Here is a 24313-nt window from a genome sequence, read left to right as displayed (position 1 = left end):
TAAAAAGGAAATGGCAGCAAAATCTTTTGTTGTATTCGGACTGGGGAAATTCGGCTACAGCGTAGCGACTTCCCTGTATGCCAACGGCTGTGACGTGCTGGCCGTAGACATAGATGGAGACAGGGTGGCTGATATTGCAAATGACGTCACCTATGCCGTCAAAGCTAATGTGACAGACCCTGAGGTGTTCAAAAGCCTTGGGCTGGGAAATATGGACGGCGCTGTGGTGGCTGTATCTGACCATATGGAGGCCAGCGTTATGGCAACTATACTGGCAAAAGAGGCAGGCATCCCCTATGTGCTGGCAAAGGCGAATACGAAGATCCATGCAACTGTACTGGCAAAAGTCGGGGCCGACGATATCATATTTCCGGAAAAGGAGATGGGTTCCCGTGTAGCCAGGAATATGGTGTTTGGAAAATTCATGGATACCTTTGAACTTTCCTCAACATACAGTATGGTGGAGATGCAGGTGCCTTCCGAATGGGTAGGCAAGTCTCTGCGTGAGCTGAATGTCCGCAATAAATATGGTGTCAATGTCATTGCGCTGAAGGAAGGCGAAAACATCAATGCAAACGTGGACCCTGACGAGCCTATGAGGGCAAATCAGGTCCTGCTTACAGTAGGGAACAATGACAAACTGCAGAAAATTAAGAATTGAACTTAGAAGAATGACGGCGCTGGGCAGTAGACAGCGCCGTTTTTGCGGGGAGGATAAAAAATGATAACCAGCACAGCAAATCAGCAGATAAAAAATCTGGTTCAGCTGCAGAAGAAAGGAAAGGCCAGAAAAGACCAGGATGTTTTTATTGCAGAAGGCCTGAAGATGTACCAGGAAGCGCCTCAGGATAAGATCGTCAGGACATATATATCAGAAAGTTTTCTGAAAAATCCTGAAAACAGCAGTATAAAAGGGCTGAAGGATGCAGAGGTTCTGGAGGACCGTATTTTTGATTATGTGTCAGATACAAAGACGCCCCAGGGCATCATGTGCATAGTGAGGCAGAGGCACGATAAGATAGAAGATATTTTAAAGGAAGAGAAGCCTCTTATTATGATACTGGAAAATCTGCAGGATCCCGGAAATCTGGGAACGATCATCAGAACGGCTGAGGGGGCAGGAGTGACAGGCATCATCATGAGCAGCCAGACTGTGGACATATATAACCCAAAGACTATACGTTCTACCATGGGCTCTGTCTACAGGGTGCCGTGTGTCAGAAGTGAAGATATATATGCGGATATAGATAAGATAAAGGAGGCAGGTGTGAGAGTGTACGCTGCACACCTGAAAGGGAAATCTTCCTATACAGAAGAATATTACTCGGAAGGCACGGCTTTCCTTATTGGAAATGAGGGGAATGGCCTGAGCAGAGAAATGGCGGAAAAGGCGGATAAATATATATTAATACCCATGTGCGGCAGGGTGGAATCATTAAACGCCGCTGTGGCATCCACAATCCTGATGTTTGAGGCACGCCGCCAGCGGAATTAGTCAAAATGGAGGATAAAAACATGGAAAACCCAGGAAAAACGCGTGTTTTGCGGTCGATTTCTTAATAAGTTCTTAAAAGAAGGTTGACAAACTGGGTGAAGTGTTATACAATACAAACGTAACAAATTTAACAAATTTGTAATAATTGTAAAAGGGTAAGCAATTACCTAAAATCTGCAATTATTCAGGAGGTAAAAAATGAAGGGTAAAATGAAACCTGTGATTGGCTGTACAGTATCAGCACTTGCACTTTCCATGTTTACATCAGCTGTGGCGTTTGCATATCCGTCAACCTTAGTAGGGGCTGGAGTCGGAATGCAGACATCAGAAACAGAACAACAGGAAAGCACCGATACTACTAGTACAGGGGCTGCCGTTACAGAGGACAAGTGGACGTATCGTTCAGTTGCGGATGTGGACACGGCTATCAATATCAGGTCCAATACCTCAACTGAAAGCAGGATTGTCGGAGTTCTGCCTAAAGCAGGAGTGGCAGATGTCATCGACAAAGGGGAAGAATGGACTTACATAAAGTCTGGAGATATCGAAGGGTATGTTAAGACGGATTATCTGGCATTCGGGGATGATGCAAAGGAACTTGCAGAAGTCTACGGAGAACAGGGAGTCGAAGCATCCTGGAATGATGTCAATATATTTGAAAGTGCTGATCCGGCATCAAAGATTGTCAGGACAGTGAATGAGGGGGAAGAATTACAGGTCCTTAATCGGGAAGGACACTGGTATTTCGTACAGCTGAATGCCGATACTATGGCATATGTTCCGGCTGAAGATGTAGAAGAAACTTTACTTCTGGATAAGGCCGTTCCGTATTCAACGGGCAGCGAGACAGGAAGCCAGGGGGCTTTTGAAGGCGCTTACGTACCGGCAGATACGAATGGTTCAACAGATTCCAACGCTGGTGAAGGGCAGACAGAAGGAAACGGCTACACAGATGGGACAAGCACAGGTCAGTCCTCACAGACAGAAGCACCACAGACCGACTATACAGAACAGACAGAAGCGCCATACACAGAGGCGCCGCAGACAGAGTATACGGAGCAGACAGAAGCGCCATACACAGAAGCGCCTGAGACAGACTACACAGACCAGACAGAAGCGCCGTACACAGAGGCACCGCAGACAGAATACACAGAAGCGCCTGAGACAGAGTATATAGACCAGACAGAGGCTCCATATACAGAGGCACCGCAGACAGAATATACAGAAGCGCCTGAGACAGACTACATAGAAGAGACAGAAGCACCTCAGACAGAGGCGCCGCAGACTGAAGGCACAGAGGCTAGCGGCAGCGATGTAGATCTTCTGGCAGCGATTATCTACTGTGAAGCAGGCAACCAGAGCCGTGAAGGCAAGGTGGCAGTAGGTGCGGTTGTTATGCACCGTGTATACAGCGACAGTTTCCCGAACAATATTCATGATGTAATTTATCAGAGCGGCCAGTTTACACCGGCATACAGCGGTTCATTGGCAAGCGCTCTGGCAAACGGAGTACCGAGTGACTGCTACGAGGCAGCCCAGGCAGCGCTATCAGGGGAGGACCCGGTACCTGGAATGTATTATTTTAATACTGCATATGGCAGTGTAAAGATTGGAGCTCACTGGTTCTCATAAAAGCCTGCAGGCTTAAGAGGAGAAAGTGATTGCAAGTGCTAACAGAGGCCGTTGCGTAAGCAGCGGCCTTTGACATTTTTAGGTTTTTTTTAATATGGCCTTCATGTATTAAAAGTAAGCCGTGTGTTATAATAATATAGAAATTAGTGTGACTGTGAAGACAGTGAGCAGTTATAAATGAAAGCCTTCTGCATTGCGGCTGTATGCAGGGGCATAAAAGGAGGAACGGGATGGATAAAAAGAAAAAAACAGTTATTATTATAGCTGCCATATTGATCTTGATCATATGTGCGCTTGGAGCATTGATGGTCTGGCAGAAAAACTCTAAAGAAGAAGGTGCAGTCAGGGCCATGTATGTCCCATACGGGGAAGGCGGATATATATTTGTGGATACAGAAAAAGGAACAGTGTTTACTGTGCATATGCCTGAGGAGATATACGATGCAGGCGGCAGGAAGATAGGGCAGGATGGCCTCCAAAAGGGAAATATAGTAAAAATCTATGGAAACGGCATTATGCTGGAGTCTTATCCGGGACAGTACCCCGGAGTGACTAAAATAAAAGTCATAGAAGAGGGGAAGCCGTCAGATGCTGACAAGTATCAGGAGATCGTTGATGGCATCTATCAGGCACCGGATCCTTCCCAGCCTCCGTATTTGAATGTGGAATATTCTACTGAGCTGGCAAATGTATCCGCGGTAATAACAAGAGGAGGCTATTCATGGTCATATACAGATGAGGACGGGCAGGAACAGCATGTGGTGGCTGACTCTGCACATGTGCTGGAATGGAAAGAAATAAATGATATAAGGCTCCAGGAGCCTGCCGATCTGAAGCTTGCATTCGATGAAAAACCGGAATCAGTGACAGCAGTAAGGTGGCCGGACAGTGAAAGAAAAGACGAAGTAAACGGAGCTGCAATCCCGGAGGGTGAGACTGTAGAGATACAGGAGAAGGACGGCGGCTACTATATCACAGGTGTGCAGGCAGGGTATGTTTATCAGATCACAGGGACCTGGGACAGAGGAACCGCAGAATTTGGCTTTTTGACAGATTAAGAAAAATTTATGTTTTATATAAATCGCTTTCATGTTGTAATTCAATTCAGAATATAGTAGAATGGATTAAACAGTAATCAGATAACACAGATAACAGAAAGCGAGGGATGTGGAATGGAATTAGAGTCTGTTTGCTGGCTGGGCATCCTTATTGTCCTGGTGATCATAGAACTGGCCACTCTGGGACTTACGACGATCTGGTTTGCCGGAGGTGCGTTAATTGCTTTTATAGCATCACTTCTGGGAGCCTCAATTGCAGTGCAGGTAGTCTTGTTCCTGGCAGTATCCGTAGTTCTGCTGTTTTTTACAAGGCCGCTGGCAGTGAAATACGTCAATAAGAACAGGATAAAGACAAATGTTGACAGCCTTATCGGCCAGAAGGCAATTGTGCTGACTGACATAGATAATCTGAGAGAAGAAGGACAGGTGAGGCTGGACGGCAAGGAGTGGACGGCCCGTTCAGAGAATCCGGATGAGATCATCAAAGCCGGAAGCGTAGTGGCAGTCCAGAAAATCAGCGGCGTTAAAGTTATTGTTAAAAAGGTGAGGGAGGAATAGGAAATGGAAATAAGAGATTATTTAGGACCAATATTGATCGTTGCTTTAATTCTTATAATTATACTGCTGGTCATCTCCTGTATCAAGATCGTTCCCCAGGCCACAGCGATGGTTGTAGAAAGGCTTGGAGGATATCAGGGTACATGGTCAGTAGGTCTTCATTTTAAAGTGCCGTTTATTGACAGGATCGCAAAGAGAGTAGTACTGAAGGAGCAGGTAGTAGATTTCGCTCCCCAGCCTGTTATCACAAAGGATAATGTTACCATGAGGATTGATACGGTTGTATTTTTCCAGATCACAGACCCGAAGCTTTTTGCATATGGTGTGGAGAATCCTATCATGGCAATTGAAAACCTGACAGCCACCACGCTCAGGAATATCATTGGTGATATGGAACTGGACCAGACTCTCACCTCCAGGGAGGTTATTAATACGAAGATGCGGGCATCACTTGATATTGCCACAGACCCGTGGGGAATCAAGGTAAACCGTGTTGAACTGAAGAATATCATACCTCCGGCAGCCATCCAGGATGCCATGGAGAAACAGATGAAGGCAGAGCGTGAACGAAGAGAAGCGATTCTGAGGGCAGAGGGCGAGAAGAAATCAACCGTCCTTGTGGCAGAAGGTAAGAAGGCATCAGTGATCCTGGATGCAGAGGCTGAGAAACAGGCAGCCATCCTCCGTGCTGAGGCTCAGAAGGAAAAGATGATCCGCGAGGCAGAAGGCCAGGCAGAGGCTATCTTAAAAGTACAGCAGGCAAATGCGGATGGTATCAGATTCCTGAAGGAAGCAGGGGCTGATGAGTCAGTGCTTGCATTAAAGAGCTTTGAGACGTTCCAGAAGGTTGCAGACGGCAAAGCAACAAAGATCATCATACCGTCTGAGATCCAGAACATGGCGGGACTTGTGAAGTCCATAACAGAAGTGGCTAAGGATGGGGAATGATCCGCGGTTACGGTATACAGGCAGGTAAATAAAAAATTTGCATGTTAGGTTGTTTCAGGAGGGTGCTGCAGGAAATGCAGCGCCCTTTAATGTTATTTGCTTTGAGTTATACCAGAAAGTGATTGAAGAAATAAGGGAAGAGTGTTATTATCTTATCATGGCCGGGAAAAGGCTGATAGAATGCAGGTTATGTAATAGTCCTGGAAGGGCAGTTCAGATAGGAGGAAGCAGATATGAATTTAAAAGGACGCAGCTTTTTAACATTGAAGGATTTTACACCGGAGGAAATTGAATATCTGGTGGATTTGGCGGGTCAGCTGAAGGCCAGAAAGAAAAAGGGTGTAACAGGCAGCAGCCTGAAAGGCAAGAATGTGGCCCTTATATTTGAAAAGCCGTCAACCAGGACAAGATGCGCATTTACCATAGGCTGTGTTGATGAGGGCGGACATCCGGAATATCTTGGGAAGGATGATATCCAGCTGGGACATAAGGAGAGCGTGGAAGATACGGCAAGGGTTCTGGGAAGGATGTTTGACGGTATCGAATTCCGCGGGTTCAAGCATGAGACAGTAGAAAAACTGGCCGAGTATTCAGGCGTTCCTGTCTGGAACGGGCTGACGGATGATTATCATCCCACACAGATCCTGGCGGATATGCTTACTATGAAGGAGCATTTTGGTTATCTGAAAGGGCTTAATTTTGTGTACCTTGGAGATGGGCGCAACAATATGGCAAACAGCCTGATGATCGGCTGCGCAAAGGTAGGCATTAATTTTACCATTATCGCGCCAAAGGAGCTCTGGCCCAAAGACGAGCTTGTGGAGCTCTGCAATGGATACGCCGGGGAGTCAGGAAGCAGCATTGAGATCACCGATTCCACAGATGGGGTAAAGGGGGCTGATGTCCTCTATACAGATGTGTGGTGTTCAATGGGTGAGGAAGATAAGGCAGCTGAACGTATTGCACTTCTGTCTGATTACCAGATAAATAAAGAGCTGATGGATAAAACAGGCAAGGATACAACGATCTTTATGCACTGCCTGCCTGCAGTAAAAGGAAAAGAAGTCACAGAGGAAGTATTTGAGTCACCGGCTTCAGTAGTATTTGATGAGGCTGAGAACAGAATGCACACGATAAAGGCGGTAATGGTTGCAACTCTTGGTGAGTAATATGAAAAAGATAAATGGGAAAAGAACATTTGAACTGGATATGCTTGTCATTGCTGTGTCATTTCTGATACTTGTGTTTTCCGCAGCATCAGTGTTTGACATGGAGGGCGGTTCTCTGTTCTTTGAAATCATATTTTGGCTGGGAACAGTGTTAGATGCATTCCTTGCCTGGATCAACATTAGAAAAGGGCGTTATGTGCTGGGAGGAGTCTGCATAGCGGCAGTTCTCATCTGTCTGGCAGCTGTCTTCCTCCCGGCACTTGCGCGTTAAGGAGGTTAGACCGTGAAGGGAAAGGTATTGAGTGCCTTAAGAAGTGCGGACGGCTATGTATCCGGACAGGAGCTGTGTGAGGAATTCGGCGTATCCAGGACAGCAATCTGGAAGGTGATCAATCAGCTCAAAAGTGAGGGATATTCAATAGAAGCTGTCCCTAATAAAGGATATCATATTACAGGATTTCCAGATGTTGTCTCTGCAAGTGAGATCAGCAGCAGGCTGAATACGAAGTGGGCCGGCAGGACTGTAAAATATTTCGAGACAATAGATTCGACGAATGAGTATGCCAAGAAAATGGCAGATGAAGGGGCCGGGCACGGGCTTTTAGTGGTTGCAGATGAGCAGGAGAGCGGAAAAGGCCGCCGGGGCAGAGTGTGGTCTTCGCCAAAAGGGAAGATGGTAGCAATGACCCTTCTGCTGAGACCGTGTATGAGGCCTGAGAAGGCGTCCATGATAACACTTGTCATGGGGCTTGCAGTGGCCAGGGCATGTAAGCGGGCGGCGGGACTGGATGTTCAGATCAAATGGCCCAATGATATTGTGATAAACGGTAAGAAGCTGTGCGGCATCCTCACTGAGATGGGGGCGGAGATGAATGAAATCCATTATCTTGTTATTGGCACAGGGATCAATGTTAATATAGAAGAATTCCCGGAGGAGCTGTCGGATATGGCTACCTCATTGCTGGCAGAGCTGGGAAAACGTGTATCCAGGGCCCAGCTTATCCAGTACTGCCTGGAAGAATTTGAAAAGTGCTATGACATATTTATGGAAACACAGGATATGACAGGGCTTATGGAAGAATACAACAGCCTGCTGGTTAACAGGGAGCGTGAAGTATGCGTCATGGAGCCGGGGAATGAATACCGGGGGACTGCCAGGGGGATAAATAAAGAAGGAGAGCTGCTGATCGAGACTGAAGACGGCAGCATCAAAGAGGTTTACGCAGGAGAAGTATCTGTGCGCGGTATTTACGGATATGTATAAAAGACAGCAATAAGAATCAGAAAAAAGGAGTTAGGAAGCATGTACTCAGATAATGTGGTTTTATGTGCGGCAAGCGCATATGAAGAAAAATTTTACCTGGACGAGAATTTTAATGCGCTGCCTGACAGTGTAAAAGACGAGCTGAAAATCATGTGTGTCCTGTATACTCAGGATGTTGGCGGGATACTTGTGCTGGAATTTGATGAGGATGGCAACCTGCAGTTCCGTACAGAGGCGTCAGAGGGAGATTTCTCTTATGATGAGATTGGGAGTGTCCTCAAGATAAAAGAACTTCAGAATACAAAAAGAGAGCTTTTGGAAGCTATTGAAATGTATTATAAAGTATTTTTCCTGGGAGAGGAATATGAAGATTAAGATAGGAAATACTGTTATACAAAACCAGTTAGTATTAGCGCCCATGGCAGGAGTAACCGACCTGCCATTTCGTTTGCTCTGTAAGGAAATGGGAGCAGGTCTCGTATGCATGGAAATGGTTAGTGCAAAAGCCATTTCCTTCCATAATAAGAATACAGAGGATCTTATGGAAATCGAGAAAGGAGAAAATCCCGTCTCTCTGCAGCTGTTTGGGTCAGAGCCGGAGCTTATGGGGGAAGTGGCCCGCCGGATAGAGGAGAGACCCTTTGATATCCTGGATATCAATATGGGCTGCCCTGTACCTAAGGTGGTTAATAATGGAGAAGGTTCAGCGCTGATGAAAAATCCCCGTTTAACAGAAGAACTGATCACAAGCGTAGTGAAGGCAGTAAAAAAGCCTGTGACAATTAAAATAAGGAAGGGTTTCAATGACAAGAGCGTAAATGCGGTGGAGATAGCCCGTATAGCTGAGGGCTGCGGAGCCGCGGCAGTGGCGGTCCACGGCAGGACGAGAGAGCAGTATTATTCAGGGAGAGCTGACTGGGATATTATCAGGCAGGTAAAAGAAGCTGTAAAGATCCCTGTGATTGGTAACGGAGATGTGACAGATGGACCCAGCGCAGCAGCAATGCTTAAGGAAACAGGGTGTGACGCCCTCATGATCGGCAGGGCTGCCAGAGGAAATCCCTGGATATTCCGCGAGATCAATTATTACCTGGAGACAGGGAATGAGCTGCCGGGGCCTGACATAGAAGAAGTAAAAGAGATGATACTGCGCCATGCTGCCAGACTGCTGGAGTGCAAGGGAGAGTATACGGGAATGAGAGAGATGAGAAAGCATGTAGCATGGTATACTGCCGGATATCCCCATTCAGCCAGGCTCCGCCAGCGGGTCAATGAGATTGAGACAATGGATGACCTGAAAAAGCTCCTTGAGGGAAATTTTGAAGGGAAGCAGTGAAACAGGAAGGCAAGAGAATCCTGGGGATTGCAGTGCGAAAATCCCGAGTTTTGCAGCGCCAAAATGCTGTATGCAGCATTTTGTGTGCATCACGGAGCGTGTTGCTGGTCACGGAGTGAACAGTAATTTTTCCAGGTATATACAGGAGCAAGATTTCATATATTATGGTTGACAATCGCGGGCCAATAGGATATAATACTGTGATTATTGGTGGAAGGAACGTCCCGCGTTCCAAAAAACAGACTTGAAAGGGTGTAGAATAAGAAATGGAAGAAAAGAAAAATCTGCTCACATATGCAGGCTTGAAAGCATTAGAGGATGAACTTCATGATTTAAAGGTAGTGCAGAGGAAAGAAGTTGCTCAGAAGATTAAAGAAGCAAGGGAACAGGGCGATTTATCTGAAAATGCAGAATATGACGCTGCTAAAGATGAGCAGAGGGATATTGAAGCAAGGATAGAAGAGATTGAAAAAATATTGAAAAACGCTGAAGTAGTTGTTGAGGATGAAGTAGATCTGGACAAAATCAGCGTGGGATGTACTGTAAAGCTGCTGGATGCGGAATATGACGAAGAACTGGAATACCGCATTGTGGGCTCTTCAGAGGCTAACAGCCTTCAGGGCAAGATTTCAAATGAATCACCTGTAGGGAAAGCGCTGATAGGAGCAAAAGCCGGGGATGAAGTGACAGTTGAGACCCAGGCAGGAGAAATCAGATATAAAGTTTTAGCAATTCAGAGATCGATATAAATAAGGAGTGAAGACGGTGGCAGAACAAAAGAATGTACAGGAACAGGATTTGAATCAGATTCTCAAAATCCGCCGGGAGAAGCTTTCTGAGCTTCAGGCGAATGGACAGGATCCATTTCAGATCACAAAATTTGATGTAACGGACCACAGTGCCTGTATCAAAGAGAATTTCGAAGAGATGGAAGGCAGGACCGTAACCATAGCAGGACGTATGATGTTCAAAAGGGTTATGGGCAAGGCTTCTTTCTGCAATGTGCAGGATCTTAAAGGCAGCATCCAGTCATATGTGGCAAGGGATTCTGTCGGTGAAGAAGTGTATAAAGCATTCAAAAAAATGGATATTGGTGATATTGTGGGAATCACGGGCGAAGTCTTTAAAACAAAGACAGGCGAGATTTCCATCCATGCATCAGCAGTCACACTCCTCTCCAAAAGCCTTCAGACTCTGCCGGAGAAATTCCATGGCCTGACGAATACAGACCTTCGCTACCGTCAGAGATATGTGGATCTTATCATGAATCCTGAGGTTAAGGATACGTTTATAAAGCGTTCCCAGATCATCAGGGAAATCCGTAATTTCCTGGACGGACAGGGCTTTATGGAAGTAGAGACTCCAATGCTGGTAGCAAATGCAGGCGGCGCTGCTGCAAGGCCGTTCACAACTCATTTTAATGCATTGGATGAGGACGTTAATCTGAGGATTTCACTTGAGCTTTATCTGAAGAGGCTCATAGTAGGCGGTATGGAGCGTGTCTATGAGATTGGACGTGTATTCAGAAATGAGGGCACTGACACAAGGCACAACCCTGAGTTCACCCTGATGGAGCTCTACCAGGCATTTACAGATTATCACGGCATGATGGACCTGACAGAGAATCTGTACCGCACCGTAGCTGAAAAGGTCTGCGGGACTGCTGTAATTACTTACGGAGACGTGACAATAGATCTGTCTAAGCCATTTGAGAGAATCACGATGGTGGATGCTGTAAAGAAGTATGCAGGCATCGACTTCAATGAGATAAAGACAGATGAGGAGGCAAAAGCCCTCGCTGACAAGCATCATATAGAATATGAAGCAAGGCATAAGAAGGGAGATATCCTGAGCATGCTCTTTGAAGAGTTTGTTGAGGAACACCTTGTACAGCCGACTTTCGTTATGGATCATCCGGTAGAGATCTCACCGCTGACAAAGAAGAAACCGGAAAATCCTGATTACACTGAGCGTTTCGAACTGTTCATTACAGGCCGGGAGATGGCAAATGCCTATTCCGAGCTGAATGACCCTCTTGACCAGAGGGAACGTTTCGAGGCACAGGAAGCCTTAAAAGCAGCCGGAGACGAGGAAGCTAACTCTATAGATGAAGACTTCTTAAATGCCCTGATGATCGGTATGCCCCCTACAGGCGGCATCGGATTCGGCATCGACAGGATGGTGATGCTGCTTACAGATTCACCGGCGATCCGCGATGTGCTCCTCTTTCCGACAATGAAGAGCATTGGAGGAACGGATGCTTCTAAAAAAGCTGCCGCACCGGAAAAATCAGTAGCTGCGGAGGCTGAAAAAGCGCCGGAGAAGATTGATTTTTCTAACGTAAAAATCGAGCCGTTATTTGAAGAGATGGTAGATTTTGAAACCTTCAGTAAGTCTGATTTCAGGGCTGTCAAAGTAAAAGCCTGCGAAGCGGTACCTAAGAGCAAGAAGCTTTTGAAGTTCGTTCTTGATGACGGGACAGACGCGGAACGCGTGATTTTAAGCGGTATTCATGAGTATTACGAGCCGGAAGAGCTGGTTGGCAAGACCTGTATCGCAATCACAAACCTGCCGCCAAGACCCATGATGGGAATTGATTCCTGCGGAATGCTGATATCAGCAGTTCATGAGGTAGATGGCAGAGAAGGGCTGAATTTATTGATGGTAGATGACAGGATTCCGGCAGGTGCGAAGCTGTATTAAGCGGCTTTGAAAATGAGTGTTTGAGCGGTAAAAAATGTACCATTGTACCAATTTTGTACCAGTAAAAAGCAGATAAATAAAAATTTGTAGAGAATTAAAGGAATAGTGTATGATTTGAGTCCTCAGGAGTGCAGATGCTTCTGAGGACTTTTTGGTTTTTCTGGAATATGAATTTCCCAATCCTTTCCCTCTTTATAACCCTTTAGCTGTTTGGAATGTACAATTTTGTAAGCCTGTGTAGTGCCTATTTTCAAAGTAGGGGGAAAGGAAGATGATTTGGACGGCGGTGACGGAAATCCTTATACAGACCCAAAGCAGACAAAGGAATTATCTGTTCCATTGGTACTTCATGGAACATCAGGAGTACCGGATGAAGCGGTAAATGTCAGGATAGAAGGCGCGGCAGAATAAAATGACTATACTACAATAAAAGATTTTTTTGAATCTGACCTGTAGTATGAGGGAGGAAAGTATGGAACGTTTTTTTCAGCGCTGACTAAGGGAATAGCAATTAAATCTTTTGTATGATAAGGCTGTCAAGGAAGTAGGAACTGACAAGAGAAGATATTTTCAAAACGCAGCTTCGGGCCTTGTATCGCACAAGTGCATACGGAAATATAATCCCCTATAGTATGATTGGATTAAGCAGGATGTTATATGATTTTGATTCCAGAGTAATGATTGAAGATATGAAAGGTTTATGGTAGTATAAATATAAAGTTGGTAGGAGCAACATTTTAGTTAAGGCTAATAATAAACAGAGAGATGCTTTATAGAAGCCTAATCTGTCCATTGAGATGTTAGTTAAAGGATATTAGAGGATAACTTAGAATTGATAATCGCATAAAGAATTTTAAGTAATCCTGTTAAATGGGGTGTATCATAGGTATAATATTAACAAGTCTGATAAAAGTATGAAGAGGGAAAACGAAATGCGTACAAGAAGTTCAGCAGTATATACCAGTATTTAAGTTCTGCCGGAAGTGCAGAGAGAAGGTGTTTAGATTGTCTGAATACTACAAATTACTATGATGGGAGAAATTTTATGCCAGTTACAATTCAGTCCTTACTTAACCAATATATTGAAGCATTAATAAAAATATATGGAACGCATTTAAAATCTGTTATTCTATATGGCTCCTATGCCAGAGGGGATTATACGAGGGATTCAGATATTGACATTATGATTTTATTGGATTTGACGGACATTGAAATTAAAAGATTTCGGCATGAACTGTCTGAATTGACTTATGATTTTAATATGGATAATGATATTGACATTAAGCCCATAGCAAAAAGTGAGGAGCATTTTAAGAAGTGGGTAAGTGCTTATCCATTTTATTCAAATGTGGAGAAAGAAGGAGTGAGATTGTTTGATGCAGCATAATGACATTGGAACAAAAAAGGATTTGGCATTGTATCGAATTGAGACTGCAAAGAGCGATATGAAATCCGCTAAAATTCTTCTGGAAGCTGGCGAGTTCAGAGGAGCGAATAATAGAGCCTATTATGGAATCTATCATGCAATTTCAGCAATACATGCATTGGATGGGAATGCATATAAGAGACATAAGGATGCATTGGCAAACTTCAATAAAAATTATGTTAAAACGGAAGTTTTCTCCAGAAGTCTGGGAAGAAGGATTGCTGAGGCAGAGGAAATACGTCATGCTAGCGATTATGATGACTTCTACATTGCAACGAAGGAAGAAACAGAGGAGCAAATAGGAACGGCGGAAGAACTGATTATACAAGTAGAGAGATATGTGTGGAAAAGATTAGAAAAACGTGGATAGAAAAGTAAGAAGCAGCATTAAAATAGGCGTCAGGGTTCTGGTAGTACAGAAGCATGATCTGACCAATGAGGTGTTATTTTAAGGATTTTTAAGGATAATTGATATTCGTAAAGAGAATATTAGAAGAGCAATCATGCTTTAAAAGTCCTGAATCAAAACAGGATTAAAAAAGCTGTTAAATGGGATGTGTTTCAGGTATTATATTAATAAAGTCTGAAAAGAAATTATGAAGAGGGGGGGAACGAAATGTGTACAAGAAGTGACTTGAATAGCATTCTGCACCAGATGGCTGAAACTTATCGTGCAATCTATGGAGATAAAATTGTAAAGATTGTGCTTTATGGCTCCTATGCAAGAGGAGATAACCAGGTGGACTCAGATATTGATATTGTGGGAATTGTACGGGGAGACCGAGCTGATCTGCAGGAGAAGCTTAAAAAATCTGGGATGTATCAGCTGACCTTGAGTTAGAGTATGGAACGATTGTTTCTCCAACAGTCATTCCTTTTCATGAATTTGAAAAATATAAGAATGATTTGCCCTACTATAGAAATATCCTAAACGAAGGGGTTGATATTGTTGCCTGACAATAGAAAAGAATTAATGTAGTATCGTCTGGACATGGCGAAAGAAAGGCTTCATTCCTCCAAGATACTTTTAGGGGCTGGGAGTTACAAAGATTCTATCGGGCGCTCCTATTATGCAATGTTTACTGCTGTGCTTGCACTGCTGGCTATAGAGGGTCAAGATTTTTCCAAACATGCAGGTGTTATTGCATATTTTCAGAAAGAATATACTAAGACTGGAAAGTTTGACAAGAAGTTTTCTAAATATATTAGTCAGGCGTTCCAGATCAGGAACAATACAGATTATGCTGATTTTTTCATCGTGTCTTTGCAAGATGCAAAGGAGCAGTACGAAAGAGCACGCGAGTTTCTGACGGTCATAGAGGAGTACCTGCAGGAAGAACCCCAAAAGTAACAGCAGAAGAATTTGATTATTTTGGTGAAGTAATGATAGATGGCCTCTTAACTGCACCTTTTATTATGATGGGAGAAATTTTATGCCAGAGGTGATTATACGAGGGATTCAGATATTGGCATTAAGCACATAGCAAAAAGTGAGGAGCATTTTAAAAAGCGGGTAAGCGCATATCCATTTTATTCAAATATGGAGAAAGAAGGAGTAAAATTGTTTAATGCAGCATAATGACATTGGAACAAAAAAAGATTTGGCCTTGTATCGAATTGAGACTGCAAAGAGCGATATGAAATCCGCTAAGATTCTGGCTGGAGCAAAACTGAATAGAAATATAAGAAAAGCTTATGGAACGAATATGTTCCACAGGCTTTTTTTATCTAAAAATGTGGGGATAGATAATTTTAACATAAAATTTAGAACGTGATGTAGGCGTGCATAGAAATTGGAGAAAAAAGTCATATAATAAATAAAAAAGACACAATCTGTCATAGTGAAGATGTATAATAAAACCATAGATGGAGGTGACTATGGAAGATTTTAAAAACAACAAAATTGAACGAGTACTTGGTATATATACAAAACTTATGAATGGATACCTTGTTAGCAAAGCAGAAGAATCCGTTAACTATGGTGTAAATGAACGCAGCATTCAGAGAGATATTGATGATATCCGTAATTATCTTGGAATAGATGGTGAAAGAGAAGGGTGCATTAATTCCGTTATATATGACCGTATTAGTAAAGGGTATCGATTGGAGCAGGTATACAAAATGAAGTTTTCAAATGGAGAGATTTTGGCATTGTGCAAAATCCTGCTGGATAGCCGGGCGTTTACAAAACAGGAAATGATGGAAATATTGAATAAGCTGATATCCTGTTGTGTTCCTAAAGAAAATCAGAAGTTGGTAGCTGATCTTATCAGTAATGAGGCATTTCACTATATAGAGCCACGGCATAAAACTAAGTTTATTGATACAATCTGGGATATTGGGTTGGCAATCCGGGGATGTAAATATATTGAGATTGAGTATACCCGTATGAAAGATAGAACCATTGTAAAAAGAAAATTGAAGCCTGTGGCTATCATGTTTTCGGAATACTATTTTTACCTTACAGCATTTATCGACGATGAGGATGTTCGGATAAACTTTGATATACTTAATGATTCTAGTCCAACTATCTACCGGATTGACCGTATAAGAAGTATGACAGTCTTGAATGAAAAATTCTACATTCCATACAGTAGCAGATTTGAGGAAGGAGAGTTTCGAAAACGGGTTCAGTTTATGTATGGAGGCAGTCTGCATAAAGTCAGGTTTAAGTATTTTGGCGCAGACATTGATGCTGTAATGGATCGCTTGCCGACTGCGCAAATACTTTCTGAAGAAAATGGTGTCTATACCTTATCAGCAGAAGTATTTGGTAAAGGGGTTGATATGTGGCTAAGAAGTCAGGGAGAAATGATTGAGATTATAAATTGAGTAGAAAACGTTTATAATTACAAATTGCAAAAAATACAAATACAGTTTGTACTATGAGCGAGAGGAATACAAATATGTACGAAAAGATTATTAAGGAATCTACAGAGAATAGGGAATTATTGCAAACGAAGGATAAATGTGATAAATATGACTATTTAGCAGCAGTAGCCTGTGGTGCTGTTGGAGGCTTAGTAGATATTTTTTTAGTAGGTGCGCCAGGTGAGAGTGTGTTGGGAGGCTGGACAGATGCTCAAATCGATAAGACAGTGTTAGCATTTGCGAGAAAAGTAGGCTGGAAACCAGGAGAAGGAAAAGAAAATAACATTTCTAGTGCGATAGGTTATTTGGAAAGAAACTATAAAGTGAATTATGATCAGAGATCGGTAAGTGATATAGGGGGATTAAATAAAGATAAATTGTCAGGTATGACTACGAAAAATCATCATATGAAATCAATAGCTCACTCTCCCGATCCTGTAGGCTTATTTTTTTCGATTTTAAACCAGTTTACGAATACATCTGCGTTTATATCCCAGGGAGAACTAATTTATATTGCCACAGATGGATCTGGATTGCAAGGAGGGAACTTTATTGCAAAAATTTTTTGTGGTATTGCAAATTGGTTTGGGCATTTGATGTCTGATGTGGCGGGATCATCTGGAGCTAAGGGCAGAGGAACCGGGATAGTAATGCCATTTTATGAATTGTTTGGCTTTTGCACATTTGGAAAATTCGATGTTGGGAAGGATAGGCAGGATTTAGCAACAATCGCTACAAGAGCTTTTCAAAATGGAATGGATTTTCGTTTTGGTTTAGCACAGGCAATTCCAGTTGTTATAACAGAACTTGCTATTCGATTAATATGGGCAATTAGAAGGCGTTTTCAATATCATATGCCGCTGAGAGAATGTATTCCGTCCAGCCAGTATGCAGATTTTCGGATAATGCTTTTTTTAGGGAATGGAACATTATGTGTCATTGATGGTATTGATGCAGGCATACGTTCCGGGGGAAATATGTTATTGCTTTTTATGAGATTAAATCTGGTTGCATGGCTTCGTTTGGTTATGCTTGTTTTAAAAGAGGTTTGTATTAGAGTAGGACTTGGAATTGACCTTCAGAGAGAAATTGAAGCATATAAAAGAATCAATGAGGCGCTGCAGGAATATTTGTATGAATTAAAGAGAATTGATGCAGAATCATTTAAGAAAGAAACGGAGCAGTATAATATCGTAATAAAAATTTTTGAATCTGCGGAAAATGCAGAAGAATTAAATAAGAAACTATTTCATACATATGAGAGTCTAAAGATTGAAAAAGCATGGCAAGGAGATTTTGATGAACATATGTCAGATAAAAACGGAACTTTGGAATTTGAATAATGTTTAAATGTGAAAAATGCGGTTGCTGTTGCCGGAATTTAAGCAAATCTTCATTGTACCGTAAGTTGGATCGAGGAGATGGAGTTTGCAAATATTTACAGGATAATATATGCTCTATTTATAAAGACAGACCTGTATTATGCAGAGTAGACCTTTGCTATGAATTATATTTCAGAAATTTCATGGGGCGGGAGCAATATTACAAATTAAATAAAGAAATGTGCAGAAAATTGCAGAAGGAGGAATGAATATGCCATTGCCATTAATTTTGGGGATAGGAGCAGCGATTGCAGGTGCTGGAGGTGTTGTAGCAGGTGCATATGGTGGAGCGAAAATGGGGGAGGCCAATAATACTTTAAAAAGTGCAGAAAAACAACATCAGAGTAATATAAACAGGTTTGAAACAACGAATGAATTAACAAGTGGAATGATGGATGAACTGGGAAATCTGGAACTGGATATATTAAAAAATTTTAGTTCATTTTCAGATACGATTGAAAAAATACAAAATAGACCAAAGTTTAAGGAGTATAATAAGAATGGTATTAAACTTCCCAAATATGACAGAGAGGAATTAGAAAAGGCATCTGTTGGAGCAACAGTGATTTTGGGAGCATTAAGCGGAGCAGCACTTGGAACGGCGGGAGGCTTTGCAGCGAGTGGTGTGGCAACTTCTGCTGTAATGGCATTCGGTGCAGCATCCACGGGGACAGCAATTTCTTCTTTAAGTGGGGCAGCGGCAACAAATGCAACATTGGCCGCGCTGGGAGGTGGTGCACTAAAGGCTGGCGGAGGTGGAATGGCACTGGGGAGCACTATTTTGGGTGCTACAGCAGTTGGAGCAGCTCTTTTTGTTGGGGGAATTATTTTTGCTAAATCGGCTGATAAGTTGGCTGTCCAAGCAGATACTACATACGCTGAAATGAAAAATGCAGAAAAGACAATAAATGAAATATGCTTATATTTAAATAGTTTAAAAGATACAGCAAGCAAGTATATCCAATCATTAAAAAAAGTCAGAGCATTATACTTGGAAAATTTTGCGTGGATATCATTTACAATCAATGATGTGCATAAAACAGATTGGAATATGTTTACACCAGAAGAAAAGCTGGCGACACAGAATACCGTGTTGTTAGTGGGACTGCTCTATAAAATGTGTAAGGTGAACCTTGTGATAAAAGCGGATAATGATGCGGAGATGAACAAGATAAATAGTGAGGATGTCAACGTGTCTATACAACAGGCAGAGAAAATAGTTGAGGAACTGAATTAGATTAGATTTATATGAAAATATAAGGATAAATGCGGGAGGCAATTATGAGAGAAAATGAAATTATGCAGAGAATAAGGGGACATAAAGATTTTGGAAAAAGGAATCCATTAGCCATAGGAGCAGAATTGGGATATAGTAAAGAAGAGATATTTGCTGCACTGTCAATTCAGGGAACAGAAAAAAAAGAGCAGAAAGAATATTTCATTCTGGATGGGCATGTAGTGTCTGTTAATTTGCTGAACAGAAGGGTATCTCTTGTTAAAGAATTACCAGAAGACTGTGAGGCACAGATAAAGTTTGGCATTTTAGTATGGAAGGTTACTAAAGATAAGGTTATATATTGGGAAAATTTGAATAGCGGAGAGAGTGGGAAATTTTTCGGACAGGATTTAGTTTCGTATCGTTTTTTTGTTGTAGGAGATGGTATCATACTAAACAATTGGAACAAAATATATAAAATGGAATACACAGGCAATGTTTGGAGTTGGGATTATAAGATGTTCGGAGGCATTAGTGTGGTTACAGAAAACAACGGAAAAATATATTTGGCTAACATGAATTCTGTCATTTGTTTGGATAGTGAAACAGGTATACTAAGCACAATATATGAAAATGAAAAAAAACGTATTACAGCTTTGGAAAAGGATGGGAATGAGGTGTGCTATTTTGTTTTTGATGATGACAAAGCATGGAATCGTTATTATCATAAATATTCTGTTGATGGGACAGAGGTGGAAAGAGATGCGATTTTTTCCGGTACCTTTGCGGAGCCATTAGGATATGTGGCAAAACCTATAGAAATTGTGACAACAAAGAATTTTAAAGCGCATAATAATGTTATTTTTCAAAAAAATAGTGGGGGTATTGTGTGGGGGTCTTCAAAGGGTCTGTCTTTTATTAGTCAGGCGGTCAGCATCTATGATAAAGATATTATTTTTTGTTGTGCATCTCGGTTGTGGGACAAAGACCAACTGGGAGTTACAATGTTTGATTTGAGTGAAAGAAGTACACCAGTCTTTCTGCCGCTTGAAGGAAATGTTTAATATTTTTGATCGCTTTCTATAGTAGCGAAGCAATATCTCCAGGCAGAATCTTTAGGGTTCTGCCTAATTCTTTCATAGGGAGTATCAAAGGCTGGATGAGATAAAAAAATCCCCAGATCTATTCATTCTGAGCAGCTATGTACTCACGAGGTGAATATTTAAAGTATTCCCGGAATGCTTTGTAAAAATTGCTGCTGTTGCTATAGCCAAGTAATGCCGCAATTTCTTCAATGGGCAAAGTTGTTCCTTTTAGCAGAATAACAGCCCGTTCCATCCGCTGCTCCAGAAGAATTTCCGAAAAAGATTTGCCCAGTTCACGATGCAGAAGGGTAGACACATAGTTCGGATGATAGGAAAAATGTTTCGCTATATCTTTAAGCGTCACACTATCAAAATGTTCGCCCATATACTGTACAATTTTTTCTGATAAACTCCCGGCGGATGAAGCCTGGTTTGCATGGACAAATTGCCGTGCTATTTGCAGCAGAAAAGAAAGGGTAAGTGACTTTAAAACGGCCTGAGTGTCTTCCTGTTTATTTGCATACTCTATGACCATCATCTCAAGCAGTGTCCGTATGTTACAGTCATGTTCAATTTTGAAATGCATATACTCATCAGAGAATTCATTTGTAGCCGGGTCAAGCAGAAAATGAAACAGTTTTGTGTTAGAGGACAGCATGGGCAGGAAAGTCCTAAAAAAGGTTTCACGCTGTATCAGGACACCAATGATCGTCGTTTCCTTATCATCATGGACACAGAGCGCATGCCCGGCAAAAGGCTGGCCTGCGTAGAGTTCTCCTTCCCTGATGGTGATACGGTTGTCATACTTATAGCTGATAGAATCATATTCGCCCTGATAGGTGAAATTAAAATAAAAAAAGTCATGGCGGTGAAAAAGCTCCTGACGTCCGCCGCTTTGATGGACACAGATCAGAATTTCTTCTTCCGGCTCCCCTGGCCAGCAAAACATTTTTTCTGAATGGCTTCCCACAGGAAAATCGTGGTAGGTCCAATCTAATGTTAAAAATTGTTTCCGAAGTTGTTCGATGGAAGCACAAAAAATTTCTTTTCCCATATCATTCCTCTTCTTTCATATAAAAAACGATTAAAATCACTATGATTGATCATCTGCCGCTGACTCATTATGTTAACTATAGTGGTATCTGGAGCATAATACTGCGGAAATACATATTGCCAGCCTCTCTATTAATTCCAACTTTCATTATACAAAGTTATATTAGAAAACACCAGTAGTAATGTTAAGTTTTAGCGCTGTTTTGTTTTATAACCCTCTTTATAATAGTTACGTGATACTACTATATATAGGAGGCAATTATGAAATCTCAAATTTTAGGCGGGGGAAACTCTGCTTTTTACCGAAAACTGTTCTCGCTTGTTCTGCCAATCGCATTTCAGCAATTTATGTTAGCGGCAGTTAGCGCATCAGATGCACTGATGCTCGGCTTTGTCAATCAGGATTCTCTTTCAGCTGTTTCCCTGGCAGGGCAGATTACATTTGTTTTTAATCTTTTTATGGGTGGGCTGACAATGGGGACAAGTATCCTGGCAGCCCAGTATTACGGAAAAGGTGATATGGACTCAATTGAAAAGATTTTTGCTTATGTTACAAAAGTATCCGTTTTGATTTCCACAGTATTTTTTCTTGCATCTTTATTGGCTCCGGAAATGCTGATGCGAATTTTCACAAAAGAGTCCCAACTTATTGAAGGAGGCATTGTTTATCTCCGTATTGTGGCAATATCATATTTGTTCACCGGTATATCACAGATTTATCTCTGTGTGCTGAAAAATACAGGATACGCAGTGAAAAGCATGGTGATTGGATCAACTGCGGTTGTAATCAATATATTTTTGAACATTGCACTCATCTTCGGGTTATTCTTTTTCCCAAAAATGGGGATTGCGGGCGCTGCCCTTGCCACTTCTGTTTCAAAGCTGATTGAACTGGTCTGGGCGCAGGCAGAATCTCTGCGGGAAAAACATGCCAGACTCCATGTAAAGCTTTGCTTTTCTGCCGATAAGCAGCTGGTGAGAGATTACTGGGTATACAGTCTGCCAATGCTGGGTGATTATCTTGTCTGGGGTGTGGGTTTTACGATGTATTCTGTGATCATGGGGCATTTGGGAAATGACGCAGTGGCGGCCAACTCGATTACAAATATTGTAAAAAATCTCATTGTAAGCTTTTGTACAGGGCTTGCAAATGGGGGCGGCATTATTATTGGCAATGAACTTGGTACAGGAAACTTAGAACAGGCAAAAAAATACGGTGGGATACTTTGGAAGATGGCCGTGATCAGCGGTATCGTGTCCGGTCTGCTTTTAGTTGCGCTGTCCCCTGTTATTATAAACGTAACGGTTTTGAGCGAACAGGCTACGGATTATTTAAAATGGATGCTGATACTTTGCGCCTGCTATATGATTGCTAAATCCATCAATATGATGACGATTGCCGGTGTATTTCCAGCCGGCGGTGATTCAAAATTTGGTTTGATCTGTGATACTGTAACCATGTGGATGTTTGCTGTTCCCGCTGGTTTTCTTGCTGCCTTTTATTTTCATTTACCGGTGGTTATTGTGTTCCTCATTATAAATCTGGATGAAGTAGTAAAAGTTCCCGTGGCCATTTTGCATTATAAAAGGTATGGCTGGTTGAAAAATATTACAAGATAGCAGCCGGCAAGCTAAAAATGAAATTTTTATGGAGATATACTGTCTGTCAGGGTATGAATAAAAATGGCTCTGGCGAATTCCCGGGTTTCATGCGGAAGCAGGGCTCTTCATCTGCAGAAAGGAAGATAATAAATATGACAGAACTTGAAAAATTAAATGCCGGTTTAGAATACGATTTTTGGGATCCGAAGGTGGATGGCCTAAAGATCCATGCTTTAGAATGGTGCCGTAAGCTTAACGCTATTCCAATGCAAAATACAGAAGAGAGGGAGGCAGCTATAAAAAGCCTTTTTAGTTCCGTCGGAGAAAACGCCACCATCCTGCCGGTTTTCAACTGTGACAACGGAAAAAATATCCATGTTGGGAAAAATTTTCTCACGAATTATAATGTTACGATTTTAGATATTGCGCCGGTCTGTATTGGAGATTATGTCATGATCGGTCCAAACACATTGATAACTACGGTGAATCATCCGATTTCACCCCTTGGCCGCCGCAGGCACCTTGGCATTGCAAAGCCTGTCAGCATAGGCAACGATGTGTGGGTTGGCGGCAATGTAACCATTTTGCCCGGTGTCTCCATCGGGAATAATGTTGTGATTGCAGCAGGAGCTGTAGTCACTAAGGATATTCCGGATAACTGCGTTGCCGGAGGAGTGCCAGCCAAAGTAATTCGGAATATTGAAAATGATATAAAGGAGAAGGATTAAAATTGTCAACCGGAAAGGCCAGATGGAACGCATTGTCACCAAGTTGGCAGGGATTTTTGCCGATTGCTCCATGCCAGCTCCATTTCAAATTCTGTTTCGTTATTTCCAGCATATATAATGATGGATGGTCCACATTTTGCAGTGATGCGCCTTTCTTGGTATGAATTCTGGTTTCCAAAATGCTGTCAGGGTACTTATGCCGACAGCCTGTGGAAAAGTAACTACATATGGAAGGCAAAAAGATGGTAATCAAACAGTTACTGAAGTATGTACCCATAACGGCAGATAACAATACTTATAATAAAAGCTGTTAAAGGGAATGGATTTCAGATATAATATAAATAAAGTCTGAAAAGTGATTAAATAACCATCAAAATGATTAGGAGATAAGGAAAAACATGGATGGAACAGTAAGAAGCAGCATTAAAATAGGCGCCAGGGTTCTGGTAGTACAGAAACAGGATCAGAGAACAGGTAAGCTGACAGAAGGTACCGTTCAGCGTATATTAACAAATTCGGCAAATCATCCAAGAGGTATCAAGGTGATGCTGGAAGGCGGCATTGTTGGCAGAGTACAGGAAATTTGTGAATAGTTGAGGAAACAGGCGGCCGTGGTTATGTACCTGAAGTATGGAAAGGCTGGAATTAGTGATGAAAAAGAAAAAGAGGAACAAAAAAGGGACGAATCAAAAAGACAAGAACTTAATGGATGGTAGTGTAAATAAACTTGTGTCTTTTGAAAAAAATGACTCCTTTTTGGTAAGAATTAAGATATGACAATTCTTAT

The 24313-nt window shown here is 42.1% G+C and carries 26 protein-coding genes and 1 pseudogene; 26 read left to right on the top strand and 1 reads right to left on the bottom strand.

Going from position 1 to position 24313, the window contains the following annotated elements:
- The first annotated feature begins 10 nt into the window (after positions 1-10).
- From NSB28_RS23535 to NSB28_RS23425, 23 genes and pseudogenes are all read left to right on the top strand, one after another.
- Positions 11-661: a potassium channel family protein gene (locus tag NSB28_RS23535; RefSeq protein WP_109747784.1), complete on the top strand. Its 651-nt coding sequence runs from the start codon at positions 11-13 to the stop codon at positions 659-661.
- Between the two features lie 60 nt (positions 662-721).
- On the top strand, positions 722-1495 hold the full coding sequence (locus tag NSB28_RS23530) for a TrmH family RNA methyltransferase (protein WP_109747783.1): 774 nt from the start codon (positions 722-724) through the stop codon (positions 1493-1495).
- A gap of 198 nt (positions 1496-1693) precedes the next feature.
- Complete coding sequence (locus tag NSB28_RS23525; protein WP_109747782.1) at positions 1694-3127, top strand: cell wall hydrolase; 1434 nt, start codon at positions 1694-1696, stop codon at positions 3125-3127.
- A gap of 230 nt (positions 3128-3357) precedes the next feature.
- Positions 3358-4185, top strand: a complete 828-nt coding sequence (locus NSB28_RS23520; protein WP_109747781.1) for a hypothetical protein — start codon at positions 3358-3360, stop codon at positions 4183-4185.
- A 114-nt stretch (positions 4186-4299) separates the two neighbouring features.
- On the top strand, positions 4300-4743 hold the full coding sequence (locus tag NSB28_RS23515) for an NfeD family protein (RefSeq protein ID WP_109747780.1): 444 nt from the start codon (positions 4300-4302) through the stop codon (positions 4741-4743).
- Positions 4744-4746: 3 nt separating this feature from the next.
- Complete coding sequence (locus tag NSB28_RS23510) at positions 4747-5691, top strand: SPFH domain-containing protein (RefSeq protein ID WP_109747779.1); 945 nt, start codon at positions 4747-4749, stop codon at positions 5689-5691.
- Positions 5692-5924: 233 nt separating this feature from the next.
- A complete protein-coding gene (gene argF, locus NSB28_RS23505; protein WP_109747777.1) occupies positions 5925-6860 on the top strand; it encodes an ornithine carbamoyltransferase in 936 nt (311 codons plus the stop codon).
- A 1-nt stretch (position 6861) separates the two neighbouring features.
- A complete protein-coding gene (locus NSB28_RS23500; RefSeq protein ID WP_109747776.1) occupies positions 6862-7131 on the top strand; it encodes a DUF6637 family protein in 270 nt (89 codons plus the stop codon).
- 12 nt (positions 7132-7143) lie between these two features.
- A complete protein-coding gene (locus tag NSB28_RS23495) occupies positions 7144-8124 on the top strand; it encodes a biotin--[acetyl-CoA-carboxylase] ligase (protein ID WP_109747775.1) in 981 nt (326 codons plus the stop codon).
- A gap of 39 nt (positions 8125-8163) precedes the next feature.
- Entirely contained in the window at positions 8164-8499 is a 336-nt protein-coding gene (locus tag NSB28_RS23490; protein WP_109747774.1) for a DUF6145 family protein, read from the top strand.
- A complete protein-coding gene (gene dusB / locus NSB28_RS23485; protein WP_109747773.1) occupies positions 8489-9460 on the top strand; it encodes a tRNA dihydrouridine synthase DusB in 972 nt (323 codons plus the stop codon). The genes NSB28_RS23490 and dusB overlap by 11 nt, the downstream gene beginning before the upstream one ends.
- A 266-nt stretch (positions 9461-9726) precedes the next feature.
- The gene (gene greA / locus NSB28_RS23480) at positions 9727-10209 is read left to right on the top strand and encodes a transcription elongation factor GreA (protein ID WP_109747771.1); all 483 of its coding nucleotides are present in this window, start codon (positions 9727-9729) and stop codon (positions 10207-10209) included.
- A gap of 16 nt (positions 10210-10225) precedes the next feature.
- Positions 10226-12163, top strand: coding sequence for a lysine--tRNA ligase (lysS, locus tag NSB28_RS23475; RefSeq protein WP_109747770.1), 1938 nt, complete (start codon positions 10226-10228; stop codon positions 12161-12163).
- 252 nt (positions 12164-12415) lie between these two features.
- Positions 12416-12544 (top strand): annotated as a pseudogene (gene kbaY / locus NSB28_RS23470) (tagatose-bisphosphate aldolase subunit KbaY); the annotation flags it as partial.
- A gap of 664 nt (positions 12545-13208) precedes the next feature.
- A complete protein-coding gene (locus tag NSB28_RS23465; protein WP_109747769.1) occupies positions 13209-13550 on the top strand; it encodes a nucleotidyltransferase family protein in 342 nt (113 codons plus the stop codon).
- Positions 13537-13959 (top strand): HEPN domain-containing protein, encoded by a 423-nt coding sequence (locus NSB28_RS23460; RefSeq protein WP_109747768.1) that lies wholly within the window; start codon positions 13537-13539, stop codon positions 13957-13959. The genes NSB28_RS23465 and NSB28_RS23460 overlap by 14 nt, the downstream gene beginning before the upstream one ends.
- 246 nt (positions 13960-14205) lie before the next feature.
- Positions 14206-14430, top strand: a complete 225-nt coding sequence (locus NSB28_RS23455; RefSeq protein ID WP_306812255.1) for a nucleotidyltransferase family protein — start codon at positions 14206-14208, stop codon at positions 14428-14430.
- A 150-nt stretch (positions 14431-14580) separates the two neighbouring features.
- Positions 14581-14940: a HEPN domain-containing protein gene (locus NSB28_RS23450; RefSeq protein ID WP_109747767.1), complete on the top strand. Its 360-nt coding sequence runs from the start codon at positions 14581-14583 to the stop codon at positions 14938-14940.
- A 217-nt stretch (positions 14941-15157) separates the two neighbouring features.
- Positions 15158-15364: a hypothetical protein gene (locus tag NSB28_RS23445; protein WP_109747766.1), complete on the top strand. Its 207-nt coding sequence runs from the start codon at positions 15158-15160 to the stop codon at positions 15362-15364.
- A gap of 103 nt (positions 15365-15467) precedes the next feature.
- Entirely contained in the window at positions 15468-16421 is a 954-nt protein-coding gene (locus NSB28_RS23440; protein WP_109747765.1) for a helix-turn-helix transcriptional regulator, read from the top strand.
- Between the two features lie 74 nt (positions 16422-16495).
- Positions 16496-17803 carry a hypothetical protein gene (locus tag NSB28_RS23435; RefSeq protein ID WP_109747764.1) on the top strand — a complete coding sequence of 436 codons (1308 nt, stop codon included), beginning with the start codon at positions 16496-16498 and terminating at the stop codon, positions 17801-17803.
- A gap of 250 nt (positions 17804-18053) precedes the next feature.
- Positions 18054-19079: a hypothetical protein gene (locus NSB28_RS23430; protein WP_109747762.1), complete on the top strand. Its 1026-nt coding sequence runs from the start codon at positions 18054-18056 to the stop codon at positions 19077-19079.
- A gap of 44 nt (positions 19080-19123) precedes the next feature.
- Positions 19124-20122, top strand: coding sequence for a hypothetical protein (locus tag NSB28_RS23425; RefSeq protein WP_109747761.1), 999 nt, complete (start codon positions 19124-19126; stop codon positions 20120-20122).
- 118 nt (positions 20123-20240) lie between these two features.
- Here NSB28_RS23425 and NSB28_RS23420 read toward each other — a convergent pair whose 3' ends face one another.
- Positions 20241-21197, bottom strand: coding sequence for a helix-turn-helix transcriptional regulator (locus NSB28_RS23420; RefSeq protein WP_109747760.1), 957 nt, complete (start codon positions 21195-21197; stop codon positions 20241-20243).
- Between the two features lie 260 nt (positions 21198-21457).
- On the opposite strand from NSB28_RS23420, the gene NSB28_RS23415 reads away from it, so the two are divergent.
- From NSB28_RS23415 to NSB28_RS23405, 3 genes are all read left to right on the top strand, one after another.
- The gene (locus tag NSB28_RS23415) at positions 21458-22816 is read left to right on the top strand and encodes an MATE family efflux transporter (RefSeq protein WP_109747759.1); all 1359 of its coding nucleotides are present in this window, start codon (positions 21458-21460) and stop codon (positions 22814-22816) included.
- A 134-nt stretch (positions 22817-22950) separates the two neighbouring features.
- Positions 22951-23526 (top strand): sugar O-acetyltransferase, encoded by a 576-nt coding sequence (locus NSB28_RS23410; RefSeq protein WP_109747892.1) that lies wholly within the window; start codon positions 22951-22953, stop codon positions 23524-23526.
- Positions 23527-23924: 398 nt separating this feature from the next.
- Entirely contained in the window at positions 23925-24119 is a 195-nt protein-coding gene (locus NSB28_RS23405) for a YwbE family protein (RefSeq protein ID WP_109747758.1), read from the top strand.
- The last annotated feature ends 194 nt before the right edge of the window (positions 24120-24313 follow it).

This window comes from Murimonas intestini, assembly GCF_024622195.1.
In the GTDB taxonomy this organism is placed as follows: domain Bacteria; phylum Bacillota; class Clostridia; order Lachnospirales; family Lachnospiraceae; genus Murimonas; species Murimonas intestini.
Note: the sequence above shows the minus strand (reverse complement) of the source record. Positions and strands in the feature narration are given on the sequence as shown.